The sequence below is a fragment of the Nonomuraea salmonea genome, assembly GCF_042428605.1.
Taxonomy (GTDB): Bacteria; Actinomycetota; Actinomycetes; order Streptosporangiales; family Streptosporangiaceae; genus Nonomuraea; species Nonomuraea salmonea.
On record NZ_JBHMCF010000003.1, the window covers coordinates 904236 to 919226 of the forward strand.

Genomic DNA, 14991 nt, shown 5'->3' on the forward strand with positions numbered 1-14991 from the left:
TTCGCTCTGCGCACAGGTATTCTCTGACCGAACGACCCCGTATCGCGGAAGCTACGCTCTTGCCCGCCGCTGTCAAGGGGGCAGCTCATGGTCGATCACGTGCAGTCGCTCGCCAGGGGGCTCGCGGTGATCCGGGCGTTCAGCGCCGCCCAGCCCGAGCTGACGCTCAGCCAGGTGGCCCGCGCGACCGGGCTGAGCAGGGCGGCGGCCAGGCGGTTCCTCATCACGCTGACCGACCTGGGCTACGTGCGCAGCGACGGGCGGCTGTTCGCGCTCACGCCACGGGTGCTGGAGCTCGGCTACGCCTACCTGTCCAGCCTGTCCCTGCCCGAGGTCGCCGACCCCCATCTCGAACGGCTCGCCGCCGAGGTCCGCGAGTCCGCCTCCGTCGCCGTGCTGGACGGAGAGGACGTCGTTTACGTGGCGCGGGTGGCCACCGCCCGGATCATGCGCGTCACGATCAGCATCGGCACTCGCTTCCCTGCGTACTGCACCTCGATGGGGCGGGTGCTGCTCGCCGGGCTGCCCGCCGCCGAGCTGGACGCCTACGTGGAGCGGGCCGAGCTTCGCCGGCTCACCTCCCGCACCATCGTCCTGCCCGCCGCCTTGCGGGCCGAGCTCGACGAGGTGCGGAGGCGCGGGTGGGCGATGGTGGACCAGGAGCTGGAGGAGGGGTTGCGGTCGATCGCGGCGCCCATCAGGGACCGGTCGGGGCGGACGGTGGCGGCGGTGAACGTGTCGACGCACGCCAGCCGTACGAGCCTGCAGGCCGTACGCCGCGACCTCCTTCCGCCCCTGCTGGCCACGGCCACCAAGATCGAGTCCGACCTGGCCTCGCTGTCCGTGACCCCCACCTGACCCGCCGCGCCTCGCTGTCCGTGACCCCCACTTGACCCGCCGCGCCTTGGACGCGCGGCGCGCCTGGCTCCGCATCAGGGTGGCGGCACTTTCCTCCCCTGACCCCGCGAACGGGCGCCCGGCGCGCGGCCGTACCCTGGCCCGCATGCACATCCGTCTTCGCCTGCCCGCCGACCTGGACGCCTGCGTGGAGGCGCTCGCCCAGGTCCAGGCCACCGACCGCTACCCCGTCGACTGGCCGAGCGACCCCGGTGGGTGGCTCACCCCCTCCGACCTGACATCGGCCTGGGTCGCGGTCGAGGACGGCGCTGTCCTCGGGCACGTCGGCCTCACCCGGGACGCGGAGATCGTCCGCCTTTTCGTCACCCCGGCCGCGCGCGGCCGCGGCCTGGCCGCCCACCTCCTCGACGCCGTCCGCGCCGCCACCCCCGGCCCGCTCAAGCTGGAGGTCTCCTCAGAGGGCACCACCGCCATCGCCCTGTACGAACGAACGGGCTGGCGCCACACCGGCACCACCCGTGGCCGGTGGCTCAACGCCGCCGGCGAACCCGCCCTCCTCCACCACTACACGAGCCCCTGACGGCGCCCACCTCCGGAAGTGGTCGATGACGCGGGCGTAGCTGCCGAGGGCGTGCCCGCGGTCGATCGCCTCGGCGAGCAGCTCGCCGGTGCACTCCGCCATGGTGGCGTCGATGCCGCGCATCCGGCTCTCGTGGATGAGGTGCCGGACCGGCGGGACCTGGGTCTCCAGGGTGGCGTCGTCGGCGGCGAAGGAGTCCGCGTCGATCTGGTGGGCGTAGGCCGTCAGGAACGACGCCACCCCCTTCAGCCAGTCCGTGGCCATCGGCAGGAAGTCGGTGACCGCGATCTTCTCGGTGCCCAGGAGCGCCGCGCCGTGCGTGAAGCCGTTGAACGTCGACCACATGACCCCGAGCAGCGCGACGTCGTACAGCGACGGGAGGCCGACGTCGGTGCTGATCAGCGTGGTGCCGCCGCCCAGCACCCGCAGGGTCCGCTCGTACGCCTCGTACGCGGCGGACGGGCCTCCGTACAGGATGACCGTCTCCGGCGCGCCGATGCCGGGCGGGGTCATCATGATCGCCCCGTCCAGGTACTCGGCCCCGCGTTCCGCCGCCCAGCCGGCCATCGTGCGGGCCTCGTCGGACGCGCCCGAGGTGAGGTTCACCAGGGCGCTGCCGGACAGCTCCGTCTCCGCCGGGGCCAGCAGGTCGCGTACGGCGTCGTAGTCCCGTACGCAGACGATGACGAGCGGGGCGGCGGCGACGGCGGCACCCACCGTCGGAGCCTCGCTCGCGCCCGCCTCGACCAGGGCCCGCGCCCTGCCCCGACGTGCGGTTCCAGGTGGTCGGGGGGTGGCCCGCCTTCAGTCGGGATGCGCCCCGGGACGACCTCCTCGGTGCCGGGGTTCACCTGCAACGCGCCGTACGGGCTGGAGGAGCTGGAGCGGGCGGACACGGTGATCGTCCCGGTCGTGCCGGAGGCGTACCTGCGGGGCGAGCGCGACCTGTCCCCGGAACTGCTCGACGCCCTCCGCCGCGCGGGCGGCGCGGGCGCGCGGATGGTCTCGCTCTGCAACGGCGTGTTCGCGCTCGCCGCCGCGGGCCTCCTCGACGGCCGTCCCGCCACCGCCCATTGGGAGCACACCCGCGAGCTGGCCGAGCGGTACCCGCAGGTGCGGGTGGACGACTCGGTTCTGTACGTCGACGACGGCGACGTGCTCACCACCGCCGGGCTCAGCGGCGGGCTCGACCTGTGCCTGCACATCGTCCGCCGCGACCTTGGCGCGCGGGTGGCCAACCAGCTCGCCCGCCGCCTCGTGGTGCCCGCCCACCGGCCGGGCGGCCAGGCCCAGTTCGTGGAGCGCGCCGTCGATGTGACCGACGACGGGTCGCCCCCGTCCTGCACTGGGCGCTGGAGCACCTCGACGCCCCGCTCACCGTCGAGGACCTGGCCGCCCGGGCGGGGATGAGCGTACGCAGCTTCCACCGCAACCTGCGGGCGGCGACCGGCACCAGCCCCATGAAATGGCTGCTCCACCCCCATGGACTCCGGGCCCGGGGCGGCCTGGGGTGGGCCCAGGGCGGGCCAGAGGTGCCGGCAGCAGGCCCGCACCAACGGCCGGCGGGGTTAGACGAGCTGGCGTTCGGCGGCTTCGACGACGTTGGCGAGGAGCAGGGCGCGGGTCATCGGGCCGACGCCGCCCGGGTTGGGCGTGAGGTAACCGGCGACCTCCTCGACGTCCGGAGCCACGTCCCCGGCGATCTTGCCCGCCACCCGGGAGACCCCGACGTCGAGAACGGCGGCCCCCGGCTTGACCATGTCGCGCGTGATCAGCTCGGGCACGCCGGCCGCCGCCACGACGATGTCGGCCCGCCGTACATGCGAGGCGAGGTCCTGGGTGCCGGTGTGGCACAGGGTCACCGTGGCGTTCTCGCTGCGCCGGGTCAGCAGCAGCCCGAGCGAGCGCCCCACCGTGATGCCGCGGCCGACCACGGCGACCTCAGCCCCCTTGATCGGCACGCCGTACTCGCGCAGCAGCAGCACGATGCCGTGCGGCGTGCAGGGCAGCGGCGCGTCCACCATGTGCACGAGACGGCCGAGGTTGACCGGGTGCAGCCCGTCGGCGTCCTTGGCCGGGTCGATGCGCTCCAGCAGCGCCATCGTGTCGAGGTGCTTGGGCAGGGGGAGCTGCACGATGTAGCCGGTGCACGCCGGTGAGGCGTTGAGCTCGTCGATGGCCGCCTCGACGTCGGTCTGGGACGCGGTGGCCGGCAGATCGACGCGGATGGAGGCGATGCCCACCTCCGCGCAGTCGCGGTGCTTGCCCGCGACGTAGATCTGGCTGCCGGGGTCGTCCCCCACCAGAACGGTGCCCAGGCCGGGCGTGATCCCGCGTTCTTTGAGCGCGGCCACCCGCTTGGTGAGATCTGCCTTGATCTTTGCGGCGGTGGCCTTGCCATCGAGTTTCACAGCGCTCATGCCGCAATCCTGTCATGCCCCCTGACCTCCCCCGCACCACCCCACACCCCCGGCCACGGCCGCCAACCCCACAGCCCGACCACCCCCCGCGCCACCACCGAAATGCCCTGCCCCGGTCCCGAAGCCAACCACCCCCGCGCCACCGTCCCGCGCCACCGTCCCGCGCCACCGTCCCGCGCCACGAAGTGGTGGCGACCGACTCCCAGGGACGGCCGCCCAAAGCGGCCTGCACCGGCGGGACGCCGTCCGTTCGTGGTGTACCGGTTGCCGTCATTCCCGGTGACTTATCCACAGGCCACGAGCGGCCGGGGCGGGTTATCCACAGCCGGAGGCTGACATCGTTGTCATCGATTCGGCGAAGGCTTAGTGTTTTCGGCGCCAGCACCACGCGTCCGGAGGTCCCCCTTGCCGTTCCGCCTCTTGTCCGCCGAGTCCACCGACCTGTTCGTCGGCTCCCAGGAAGAGCCGCACCAAGTCCTGCGCGTCACTGTGGCGGCAGGCGAGCGCGAGTCGTCGCTGGAGCTACGCGGCGCGGGCGTCCGGCTGGCCGGACATGTCATGATCCCGCCGGAAGCGGGAGTGCACGAGGTCCCGCTGGAGGTGTGGGCCGAGCCGGGCACGACGGTCCCCTGCCTGCTCACCCTCGACGGCGAGGACCTGGAGGTCGAGGTCACGGCCGAGGAGCCGGGCTGGACGATGTTCATGGTGTCCCACTTCCACTACGACCCCGTGTGGTGGAACACGCAGGCCGCCTACACCAGCCCGTGGGAGCTGCTGTCGGCCGACGCCACCACCAGGCCGCTCTGGGAGGGCAACGCGTTCGCCCTGGTCGAGGCCCACATCGAGCTGGCGCTGCGCGACCCCGACTACCGGTTCGTGCTGGCCGAGGTCGACTACCTCAAGCCGTTCTTCGACACCCATCCCGAGCGCCGAGCCGATCTCAAAGCCCTCATGGCCGAGGGCCGGGTGGAGCTGGTCGGCGGCACGTACAACGAACCCAACACCAACCTCACCGGCGCCGAGACCACGATCCGCAACCTCGTCTACGGCATCGGCTACCAGCGCGACATCCTCGGCGGCGACCCGCGCACGGCGTGGCAGCTCGACGTGTTCGGTCACGACCCGCAGTTCCCCGGCTACCTCGCGGCGGCCGGGCTGACGGCCAGCGCGTGGGCGCGCGGCCCGTTCCACCAGTGGGGCCCCATCAGCAAGAACTTCAAAGAGGCCAAGAACGACGCGGCGCTGATGCAGTTCCCGAGCGAGTTCGAGTGGATCGCGCCGTCGGGGCAGGGCGTGCTGACCCACTACATGCCGGCTCATTACTCCGCCGGCTGGTGGATGGACTCGTCGCCGTCCCTTGAGGACGCCTGCCAGGCGGTCTACGACCTCTACCGCTCGCTCAAGCCGGTGGCCGCGACGAAGAACATCCTGCTCCCGGTCGGCACCGACTACACCCCGCCCAACAAGTGGGTGACCGACATCCACCGCACGTGGGCGTCCCGCTACGTCTGGCCCAGGTTCGTGTGCGCCGTCCCGCGTGACTTCCTCGACGCCGTACGCGCCGGGCTGTCGTCCTACAGCCCCCAGACGCGCGACATGAACCCGATCTACACCGGGAAAGACGTCTCCTACATCGACACCAAGCAGGCCCAGCGCGCGGCCGAGGTGGCGGCGCTCGACGCCGAGCGGCTGGCGACGTTCGCCCGTGTGCTGGGGCTGGGGGGCTACCCGCACACGGCGCTCGACAAGGTGTGGCGGCAGCTCGCCTACGGCGCCCACCACGACGCCATCACCGGCTCCGAGTCCGACCAGGTCTACATCGACCTGCTGACCGGGTGGCGCGAGGCGTACGACCTGGCCGCCGAGGCCCGCGACAACGCCCTGTCGGCCCTGTCCGCCCAGGTCACGACCGACGCGCCGGGGGTGCTCGTCGCCAACACGCTGCCGTTCGCACGTGACGGCCTGGCCTCGGCCGCCCTGCCCGAGGGTCACGTCCTGGCCGACCCTTCCGGGGTCCCGGTGCCCGCCGTAGCGGAGGGCGGCACGCTCACGTTCCTGGCCCGCGACGTGCCGTCGGTGGGCTGGCGCACGTACCACGTGGTGCCCGGCATCCCCGAGACGTGGCAACCGGCGTCCGGCGTCACCATCGAGAACGACCGCTGGCAGATCACCGCAGACCCTGACAAGGGCGGCACCCTCGTCTCCATCGTCGACCGCACCACCGGCCAGGAGGTCCTCACCGGCCCCGGCAACGAGCTGCGTCTCTACGACGAATATCCGCAGCATCCCGACATGGGCGAAGGGCCCTGGCACCTCATCCCGACCGGCCACGTCGTGGGCTCGTCGTCGGCCGCCGCAACCGGTGTGCGCGCCGAGAGCAGCCCGGTGGGCCGGCGGCTGATCGTGACCGGGCAGGTCGGCGAGATCACGTACGAGCAGGTCGTCACCCTCCCGGCCGGCTCCGACCGCATCGACTTCACCACCCGCGTCCTCGACCACACCGGCGCCGACCGGCTGCTGCGAGTGCGGTTCCCGGCCCGGGTGGAGGGGGCGCTGCCGGTGTCCGACGTCTCGGGGGCCGTGGTGGGGCGTGGTTTCGCGCTGCCCGACGTCGATACGGCCCACCACCCGTGGACGCTCGACAACCCGGCCAACACCTGGTTCGGTCTCTCGGCCACCGCGAAGGTCGATCTGGGCGCGGCGGGCGCACGCGCGCTCGGTGTGGCCGAGGTCGTGGTGCCCGCCCTCGACGACGCTCCGCAGGCCCGCGACCTGGTCGTGGCCCTGGCCAGGGCCGGCGTCACCGCCACCACCTCATCCGCCGACGGCACCCGCTACGGCTGGCTCGACGTCGACTCCAACCTGCCCGACGTGCGCCTCGTGCTGGGCGGCCCCGACACCAACCCGGTGGCCGCCGACCTGCTCGCCAGGGCCGACGAGTCCTACGCGAAGGCGCTGAGCGAGGGGGCCACCCGCGTCTGGATCCCCGCCGAGCGTCCGCTGCCCGAGACCTGGCAGCCCAGCGCCGACCTGCGCGACCTGCGGGCCCTCCCGGCCCTCATCGTCACCGACTCCATCGCCGACCTGGTGGCTGACCTGGCCGACGCGACCATCGAGGCCGTGTGCCCGCTGGGCGGCGAGCGCCTTGAGGACCGTACGGTGGCGCTGCTGGCGTACGGGCTGCCCGGGTTCGCGGTCGACCCGTCCGGCGCCCTGCACCTGTCGCTCATGCGGTCCTGCACCGGCTGGCCCTCCGGCATCTGGCTCGACCCGCCGCGCCGCACCACTCCCGACGGCTCCGGCTTCCAGCTCCAGCACTGGACGCACGAGTTCTCCTACTCCCTGGTCTCGGGCCCCGGCGACTGGCGCGCCCTGCGCCTGCCCGCCGCCGCCCAGGAACACATCACCCCCCTCCACACCCGCCTCCTCGACACCCCGCAGACGGGCCCCCTCCCACCGGTTCACTCCCTGCTGACGGTGTCCCCCGAGCGCGACGTCCTCCTGAGCACCCTCAAATCCACCGGCAACCCCCACGCCCACGGCCGCGCAGAGGGGTCCTCGGAAACCTCCGCCGTGACGATCCGCCTGATCGAATCCACCGGCCTGGGCACCCGGGCCGAGTTGACCTCCCCCGTCCTCGACCTGCACACCCTCGCCCCCGCCAACCTCCTCGAACACCCCTCGACCCCCACCTCCACCGCGCTGACCCGCACGATCGAGAGCGCCACCCTCGCTGCCCCCAGCAAGCAGACCCGGCCAACACCCGGCTCCCTCGCGTCCTCCGACTCCGCAGCCACCACGGCTGCGGCCATCGATGCGCCCGCAAGCCCCACCCCCTCGCCCTCGCCTGCGCCTGCGCGCATCGACCTCGGTGGCTTCGAGGTCGCCACCTACCTCGCCTCGGCCCCGCTCCCGTCCATGGCGCCGGAGCTCGCGCGCACGACCGAGCAGGCCCAGCCCGTCTACAGCCGCTACTGGCTGCACAACAAGGGCCCGGCACCCCTGGGCTACCTCCCGGTCTCCATCGCGGTCACGCCGGGTCTCGTGGAGTCGCCGGAAGGGCCGTTCGAGGTGGAGGTCGTCCTGGCCTCCCACCTCACCGACACCGCGCACGAGGGCGTCGCCGAGATCCGCGTCCCCGAGGGCTGGACGGCCACCCCGTCCGCCCGCCCGTTCCGCCTCACCCCCGGCGGACACCTCCGCTTCCCCGTGACGGTGACGCCGACCGCCGCCCCCGAGCCCGGCCTGCACTTCATCTCCGCCCGCACCCACACCAGCGGGCAACTCGTCGAAGACATCACCACGGTCGCCATCGGCCCCGCGCCCGAGCTGCCCGTCCCCGGCACCCCACCCGAGCTCGCCAAGGCGACCCGCGGCACCACCGCCGACACGGCCCGCCCCACAGGCCTGTCGATCACCACCGTCGAGGACTCCCTCACCCTGGCCACCGGCGACCGAGCCCAGCTCACTCTGCGCCTCACCAACACCACCGCCGACGAGATCCGCGGCGAAGCCCAGCTGGCCTCACCTTGGGGCACCTGGTCCCTGCTCCCGGAGGTCATCAAGGGCTTCACGGTGGCGGCAAGGACGACCGCCGAGGTGTCGTTCCCGGTGCAGGTTCCCCACGACCACCCGACCGGCCACGCGTGGGCCCTGGCCAAGGTCATGTGGTTCGGCCGCTGCCAGTACACCCCGGCAGTACGCCTAGAGGTGACTCGATGACACCAGCGAACCCCCCGGCCAAGCCCAACCTCTCACCACCGCCGAAGGCCCTCACCAGCGCCATCCCACCAACGCCCACAAACGGTCGGCCGAACCGCCGAACGGCACCTCCAACGTCCGACCAACCCAAAGACCACCGAACAGGACCGATCACCCCAACCAGCCGCGACCTGACTACACCAGCCGCCCCAGCCGAAGGCGACGCCCCAGCCGAAGGCGGCATCCCAGCCGAAGGCGACGCCCCAGCCGAAGGCGGCATCCCAGCCGAAGGCGACGCCACGACACCAGCCGTTCCGGCGGGAGGCGGCTCCACAACGGTGGCCGGCGACTCGACCGGAGACCACCGGGCGACGGAGACCAACGACTCTGCCGTGGACCACCCGGCGACGAAGGCCAGCGACTCGGCAGGCGGCCACTCGACGATGGAGGTCAGTGGAGTGGCCGGAGGCGGACTGGAGACGGCGGTGATCGGGTGGATCGACGGACGTCCGATTCCTCGTGCACGCCTTGACGCTCGCCTCGCCGCCCTCCGGAACGGCCCGCTCAGCTCGGCCCTTCCCGTGCCCGGCACCTCGGAAGACCGTCAGCTCGCTCGCTGGCTCACCCAGGTCATCCTCACCGAAGCCCTCTGCGAGTCCACCGCCACCGAGGTCGGCCTGTCCGTAGGACCACAGACGGCCCCAAGTCTGTCCGTAGCACCGCAGACGACCCCGACTCCGCCGTCGCCCGAAGATCACGCTGCCCCGGACGCCCCGGCGAAAGCGGCCGCGACCGCAGCCCTTACGCTCGATCGGGTGGCCGCGGTCGAACTCGGTTCGATCAACGCCGCCGCCTACAACGCCAGCCCTTGGGTGCGGGCCGTGTTCGAGCACGTCACGGCCACGGTGACCGTCCCGGAGGAATGGCGCCGCCCACCGACCCCCGACCAACCACCCCGCCACCACGTACGCCACCGCCTTTTCGACACCCTCTCGGACGCACAGGCGGCGACACCCTCCGACCTCGAACCCCTCGGCCTCATCACGCTCGACTCCCTGCCCACCGCCATCGCCCAAGCCCTCCAAAGCCACCCGTACAACACCCTGGTCGGCCCGATCAGGGACGCCCTCGGCTGGCACGTGGCAACCGCCACCCCACCCGAGACGCCCGCCCCAGCCCCGCCACATCAAGCCGCCCAAAGCACGCCACACACCCAGACGATCATCACCGCCCCAGCCGAGTCACTCAGCACAGCGTCACCGCACCAGACGACCGTCACCACCCCACCTGGCCAGACGATCACCATCACGCCGTCACCTGGGACGACCGTCCCCACGTCACCGTCCCCCATGGCCGCCACCGCACCGCAGTCCGACGAACCGCAGTCCGACGAACCGGAAGGAATTGTGCAGACACTGCCTCACCCCACCTCCCGGCCGACCGGCCACGACCACGACCTTCTGGCCGCCGCTCGGCGTAAGGCGTTCGCGCGCTGGCTGGACGACATGCGGGCCAGGAAGGTCACCCTCGTTCCCGGCCTGGAGCATCCTGGCGACCCCCGCCAGCCCGACAACCACCACAAACACTGATGAACTGCGTACTTGCCATTGATATCGGAGGGACCAAACTCGCCGCCGCACTGGTGGACGAGGAGGGTTCCATCCTGCGCTCAGCGACCCGGCCGACCCCGCGTACGGAGGTCATGTCCGCCCTCGCCGCCCTCATCGCGGAGGTGACGGCAGGCGGCCCGGCGCCCCAGGCGGTCGGCATCGGCTGCGCCGGCCCGCTCGACCTGGCCACCGGCACCGTGAGCCCCGTCAACATGCCGAGCTGGCGCGGGTTCCCGTTGCGGGACGAGGTGCACAAGCTGACCGGGCTGCCGACGCTGCTCGCGGGTGACGCGCAGTGCTTCGCGCTGGGGGAACACTGGCTGGGCGCCGGCCGCGGTTGTTCGTCGTTGCTGGGCATCGTGGTGTCGACCGGCATCGGCGGCGGCCTGGTCATCGAGGGCGCCCCGCTCCTCGGCCCCACAGGCAACGCCGGACATGTCGGGCACATGAGCATCGACCCGTACGGCGAACGCTGCGAGTGCGGCGGCCGCGGCTGCGTGGAACGCTACGCCAGCGGCCCGAACATGACCCGCTGGGCTTTGGACAGCGGCTGGTCCCCCTCCCCCGGCACCTCGACGACCGCCGTCCCAGAAAAGCCCCTCGTCCATGTTCGCGACGCGAACCCAGGGGCAGGGACCCCTCGGAACAAGCAAGGGAACGGGAGCACTGAGGGAAATCAGGGGATCGCACCCTTCGGGAACAGCCGGGAGAACGGCCCTCTTGGGGGAGGCCGAGGCAACGGGCCCGCAGGGGACGGACCTCTCGAGGACGCTAGAGGACCCTTCGGGGACGGCCGGGTGAACGGGGCTCCTGGGGACGAGGAGCACATTCACAGCGAGGAGGGCAGGGCTCAGGGCGACGAGGGACAACGGGCGGACGCACGGGCGTTGGCACGAGATGCCGCCGCCGGGGATGAGATCGCGGTGCAGGCGTTCGAGCGGGGCGCCAGGGCGCTGGCGGGCATGATCGCATCCACAGCGGCTGCCGCCGAGGTCACGACCGTGGTGATCGGCGGCGGCGTGTCGGCGGCGGGCAGCGTACTGTTCGAACCGCTGGAGCGAGCACTTGACGACGTGGCCGGGCTCGCGTTCGTCCGGGCAGTCCAGGTGAAGCAGAGCACGCTGGGAGTCCGAGCGGGCCTCGCCGGCGCCGCGAATCTGGCCTGGCAAGCCCTCAAGTCAACAACCTGACCAGCAGCCCCCGCCCCTCCCCGCTGCGGGTCGCCCAGAGGGATGCGCTGTCCCGGGCGGTGCTGCGGTGACGCGGTGCGTCGTCGGCACGCAAAGCGGTGCGCGGCCTGGCCGAGTTGTACGGCCTGGCCGAGGTGCGCGGCCTGGCCGAGCAGTTGTTACGGCACGTGCCGTGGGGATGGGGCCGCGCCAAGTCGGCGCGGGAAGCGGTTGACGGGCTGCCCGCCAACTGCCCCGGGTTGTTGCTCCAGACGGCGCTGTGGGGGGTGTGCCGGCCTGGTGGCTGCGGTGGGTGGTTTGGTGGCGCGGGGCTGCGCTGTTGTGTGCCTGGGATCTTGCCGAAGGTGGTTACTCGCGTTCAGCGAGCTGGGCTTCGCGGCGTTCGATGATACGGCGGGTGAAGGGGATGACCTCCACGATGCGTCCGCCGAGGTAGGCGCCGATGAGGGCGAGCACCACGAGGACGATGGGGCTGGAGGAGAAGCCGTTCAAGGCGACGAAGGCCTGCAGGAATGCGTCGAGCGCCATAGAAGAACTCCGAGGGACGGGAGTGGGGAGGAGGGCTTCAGGCTAACGTTCCTTGGCGACTGCTCGCTACAGAAAGGGATAAAAGCGACAAGATCCATCAGATTGGTCTTGATGTCGCACCCGGTGGCACCTCCCACGGCCCTCCGCGAGCCGCCTGAGCCCGTCATGAGCCCCCTGAGCCCCCCGCGAGCCCCCGTGAGCCGCCTCCCATGAGCCCCCCCGCGAGCGCCCGCGACCCCACAAGCCCCAAGAGCGCGAGCCCCGTCGGCCCCACAGGCCCGTGAGTCCAACCAGCCCCGTAAGCCCCAACAGGTCCCAATCAGCCCCGTGAGCCCAACCAGCCCCGTGAGCCCCTGAAAACCCACCAGCCCTGCGAGCCAGGTCATAACGCGGGGATGGCCCGCTTCCGGATGGCGGAGGCGGGCCATCTGCTGTGGCTGATCAGTGGAAGAAGTGACGGGTGCCGGTGAAGTAGAGGGTGATGCCGGCTTTTTCGGCCGCCTCGACGACCTCCGCGTCGCGGACCGAGCCGCCGGGCTCCACGATCGCCCGTACGCCGGCCTCCGCCAGCACCTCCAGCCCGTCAGGGAACGGGAAGAAGGCGTCGGAGGCGGCGACCGAGCCGGCGACGCGTTCGCCGGCCCGCGTGACGGCGAGGCGGCAGGAGTCGACGCGGTTGACCTGGCCCATGCCGACGCCCACGGTGGCGCGGTCGCTGGCGAGGAGGATGGCGTTCGACTTCACCGAGCGGCAGGCCCGCCAGGCGAACTCGAGGTCGGCCAGCACCTCGGGCGAGGCGGGGGCGCCGGTCTTGAGCTCCCACTGGGCGGCGGAGTCGCCGGGCGCGTCGACGCGGTCGGTGGTCTGGACGAGCAGGCCGCCGTCGATGCGGCGGAACTCGGTCGGGTCGGCCGGCCCTGAAGGGCAGCGCAGCAGGCGCAGGCTCTTCTTGCCGCGCAGCACATCAAGCGCCTCGGCGTCGAAGTCGGGCGCGATGACGACCTCGGTGAACACGTCGAAGATCTGCCGGGCCAGCTCTTCGGTGACGGGCCGGTTGACCGCGATGACGCCCCCGTACGCGGAGACCGGGTCGCACGCGTGGGCCTTGCGGTGGGCCTCGGCCACGTCGGCGCCGACGGCGATGCCACACGGGTTCTGGTGCTTGATGATGGCGACGCAGGGGTCGGAGAAGTCCCACGCGGCGCGCCAGGCGGCGTCGGCGTCGAGGTAGTTGTTGTAGGACATCTCCTTGCCGTGCAGCTGCTCGGCGTTGGCCAGCCCGCCCTCGCCCGCGGTGTAGAGGGCGGCGCGCTGGTGCGGGTTCTCGCCGTAGCGGAGGGTGGCCTTGCGCTCGTACGCGGTGCCGGTGAACTGCGGGAACTCGCCCTCGCCCACGTACGTGCCGCCGAACCAGTTGGCCACGGCCACGTCGTAGGAGGCGGTGTGGGCGTAGGCGATGCCGGCGAGCCGGCGGCGCTCGGTGAGGGTGAAGCCGCCCTCGGACAGGGCGTTGAGCACGTCGCCGTAGAAGCCGGGGTCGACGACGACGGCGCAGGTGTTGTGGTTCTTGGCGGCGCCGCGGATCATGGCGGGCCCGCCGATGTCGATCTGCTCGACGCACTCGGCGTCGGACGCGCCGGAGGCCACCGTCTGCTGGAACGGATAGAGGTTGACGACCACGAGCTGGAACGGGTCGATCTCGAGCTCGTCGAGCTGGGCGACGTGGTGCGGCTTGGTGACGTCGGCAAGCAGCCCGGCGTGTACGCGCGGGTGCAGCGTCTTGACCCGCCCGTCGAGGCACTCGGGGAACCCGGTGAGCTGCTCCACCTTCGTCACCGGGATCCCGAAGGAGGAGATCGCGGCGGCGGTGCCACCGGTCGAGACGATCTCCACCCCGGCGCCGTCGAGGGCTCTGGCCAGCTCTTCGAGCCCGGACTTGTCGTATACAGCGATCAACGCGCGCCGGATGGCGATGCGAGTCACGTGGTTTCCCCTCCTGTGTGGTTGCCGATGCGGACCATACGTCCGCTGACCGTCCAGCCCTCGCGGGCCATCCGGCCGACGGTTTCGACGAGCAGGCGCCGCTCGGCCTGCTTGATGCGCTCGTGCAGGACCTCCTCGTCGTCGCCGGGGAGCAGGGGCACCGCCGCCTGCGCCACGATGGGGCCCGTGTCGACGCCCTCGTCGGCGAGCATCACCGTGCAGCCGGTGATCTTGACGCCGTGGGCGAGCGCGTCGCGTACGCCGTGGGCGCCGGGGAACGACGGCAGCAGCGCCGGGTGGGTGTTGAGCACGGGGAAGGCGTCGAGGGTGGGGGTGCCCAGAATCTTCATGAATCCCGCGGACACGACGAGGTCGGGTTCGTACGCGGCGATGCGGGCCGCGATCGCGGCATCCCATTCCGCCCGAGTCGCGTAATCACCCAATTTTTCGACAAATGTCGGGACCTGTGCTCGTTCGGCCCTGACCAGCCCTTCTATGCCCTCCCTGTCCGCGCCCACCGCGACCACGCGAGCGCCGTACGACGGATCGGCGGAAGCGTCCAGCAGGGCCTGTAGGTTGGTTCCAGAGCCGGAGACGAGGACGACGAGCCGCCCAGCCTTAGACACGCATACTCCAATGAGGAAACAGGGTGGGGGTCACAGGGTATCTGTTCATCGTCCGGCGACGCAGAGGAGGTCAGGTGTCGACACCGGTGAAGGCACCGGCAGGCCAGCAGCCCGCGGATTCCGCGAGCCGCCGAGCGATCTGGTTGTCCATCGCAGCGCTGGCCATGACGTTCATGTTGCCCCTCGCGGGCCTGGTCATGGCGTTGTTCGCGCTGATGGCAGGGGTCCGGGCGCTGCCGCTGCTCAAGAGCGAGGGCAAGCCCACGGGCGTGGCGGTGGGCGGCATCACCGTCTCCTCGCTCGCGCTCGCGCTGTCGGCGGGGGCCACGGCCATGCAGCTCTATCTCGCGGACGAATACTCCGCCTACACGGAGTGCATGAAGGGCGCCGGCACGGTGGCCTCGCAGGGTGAGTGCTTCGCCGAGTTCAAGGAGGCGGCGCAGCGCAAGCTTCCCGCCGACGTCCTCCAGATGCTCGGCACCATGCAGCCCTGAC

General features: G+C 71.7%; 11 protein-coding genes and 2 pseudogenes. 8 read left to right on the forward strand and 5 right to left on the reverse strand.

The window, feature by feature from the left end:
- Positions 1–87: 87 nt before the first annotated feature.
- On the forward strand, positions 88–858 hold the full coding sequence (locus ACFFR3_RS05265) for an IclR family transcriptional regulator domain-containing protein (RefSeq protein WP_379482674.1): 771 nt from the start codon (positions 88–90) through the stop codon (positions 856–858).
- 145 nt (positions 859–1003) lie between these two features.
- A complete protein-coding gene (locus tag ACFFR3_RS05270; protein ID WP_379482675.1) occupies positions 1004–1438 on the forward strand; it encodes a GNAT family N-acetyltransferase in 435 nt (144 codons plus the stop codon).
- 21 nt (positions 1439–1459) lie between these two features.
- Here the strand turns inward: ACFFR3_RS05270 and ACFFR3_RS05275 are convergent.
- Positions 1460–2191: pseudogene (locus tag ACFFR3_RS05275) on the reverse strand (imine reductase family protein); the annotation flags it as partial.
- Positions 2192–2251: 60 nt separating this feature from the next.
- Between ACFFR3_RS05275 and ACFFR3_RS05280 the strand changes: the two are divergent.
- The gene (locus ACFFR3_RS05280) at positions 2252–2848 is read left to right on the forward strand and encodes a DJ-1/PfpI family protein (RefSeq protein ID WP_379482676.1); all 597 of its coding nucleotides are present in this window, start codon (positions 2252–2254) and stop codon (positions 2846–2848) included.
- Positions 2849–3006: 158 nt separating this feature from the next.
- On the opposite strand, the gene ACFFR3_RS05285 is transcribed toward ACFFR3_RS05280, so the two are convergent.
- Positions 3007–3858, reverse strand: a complete 852-nt coding sequence (locus ACFFR3_RS05285) for a bifunctional methylenetetrahydrofolate dehydrogenase/methenyltetrahydrofolate cyclohydrolase (protein ID WP_364364810.1) — start codon at positions 3856–3858, stop codon at positions 3007–3009.
- Between the two features lie 405 nt (positions 3859–4263).
- On the opposite strand from ACFFR3_RS05285, the gene ACFFR3_RS05290 reads away from it, so the two are divergent.
- From ACFFR3_RS05290 to ACFFR3_RS05300, 4 genes and pseudogenes are all read left to right on the forward strand, one after another.
- Positions 4264–8580 (forward strand): glycoside hydrolase family 38 N-terminal domain-containing protein, encoded by a 4317-nt coding sequence (locus ACFFR3_RS05290; RefSeq protein ID WP_379482677.1) that lies wholly within the window; start codon positions 4264–4266, stop codon positions 8578–8580.
- A 422-nt stretch (positions 8581–9002) separates the two neighbouring features.
- Positions 9003–9146 (forward strand): annotated as a pseudogene (locus tag ACFFR3_RS50225) (DUF7158 domain-containing protein); the annotation flags it as partial.
- A 228-nt stretch (positions 9147–9374) separates the two neighbouring features.
- On the forward strand, positions 9375–10148 hold the full coding sequence (locus ACFFR3_RS05295) for a hypothetical protein (RefSeq protein WP_379482678.1): 774 nt from the start codon (positions 9375–9377) through the stop codon (positions 10146–10148).
- Entirely contained in the window at positions 10148–11359 is a 1212-nt protein-coding gene (locus ACFFR3_RS05300) for an ROK family protein (protein ID WP_379482679.1), read from the forward strand. Before ACFFR3_RS05295 ends, ACFFR3_RS05300 begins: the two co-directional genes overlap by 1 nt.
- Before the next feature lie 348 nt (positions 11360–11707).
- Here the strand turns inward: ACFFR3_RS05300 and ACFFR3_RS05305 are convergent, their stop codons facing one another.
- From ACFFR3_RS05305 to purN, 3 genes are all read right to left on the reverse strand, one after another.
- A complete protein-coding gene (locus tag ACFFR3_RS05305) occupies positions 11708–11887 on the reverse strand; it encodes a hypothetical protein (protein WP_345395977.1) in 180 nt (59 codons plus the stop codon).
- A gap of 441 nt (positions 11888–12328) precedes the next feature.
- Entirely contained in the window at positions 12329–13870 is a 1542-nt protein-coding gene (purH, locus tag ACFFR3_RS05310; protein WP_364364798.1) for a bifunctional phosphoribosylaminoimidazolecarboxamide formyltransferase/IMP cyclohydrolase, read from the reverse strand.
- On the reverse strand, positions 13867–14496 hold the full coding sequence (gene purN / locus ACFFR3_RS05315; protein WP_364364795.1) for a phosphoribosylglycinamide formyltransferase: 630 nt from the start codon (positions 14494–14496) through the stop codon (positions 13867–13869). Before purN ends, purH begins: the two co-directional genes overlap by 4 nt.
- Positions 14497–14570: 74 nt before the next feature.
- Here purN and ACFFR3_RS05320 point away from each other — a divergent pair, with 74 nt between their 5' ends.
- Positions 14571–14990, forward strand: a complete 420-nt coding sequence (locus ACFFR3_RS05320) for a hypothetical protein (protein ID WP_364364792.1) — start codon at positions 14571–14573, stop codon at positions 14988–14990.
- Position 14991 lies beyond the last annotated feature (1 nt).

Bases quoted from the DNA above. Each gene is read 5' to 3' on its own strand.
- ACFFR3_RS05280 (WP_379482676.1), top strand. From the start codon at position 2,252: ATGCGCCCCGGGACGACCTCCTCGGTGCCGGGGTTCACCTGCAACGCG.
- ACFFR3_RS05270 (WP_379482675.1), top strand. From the start codon at position 1,004: ATGCACATCCGTCTTCGCCTGCCCGCCGACCTGGACGCCTGCGTGGAG.
- ACFFR3_RS05305 (WP_345395977.1), bottom strand. From the start codon at position 11,887: ATGGCGCTCGACGCATTCCTGCAGGCCTTCGTCGCCTTGAACGGCTTC.
- ACFFR3_RS05265 (WP_379482674.1), top strand. From the start codon at position 88: ATGGTCGATCACGTGCAGTCGCTCGCCAGGGGGCTCGCGGTGATCCGG.
- ACFFR3_RS05285 (WP_364364810.1), bottom strand. From the start codon at position 3,858: ATGAGCGCTGTGAAACTCGATGGCAAGGCCACCGCCGCAAAGATCAAG.
- ACFFR3_RS05300 (WP_379482679.1), top strand. From the start codon at position 10,148: ATGAACTGCGTACTTGCCATTGATATCGGAGGGACCAAACTCGCCGCC.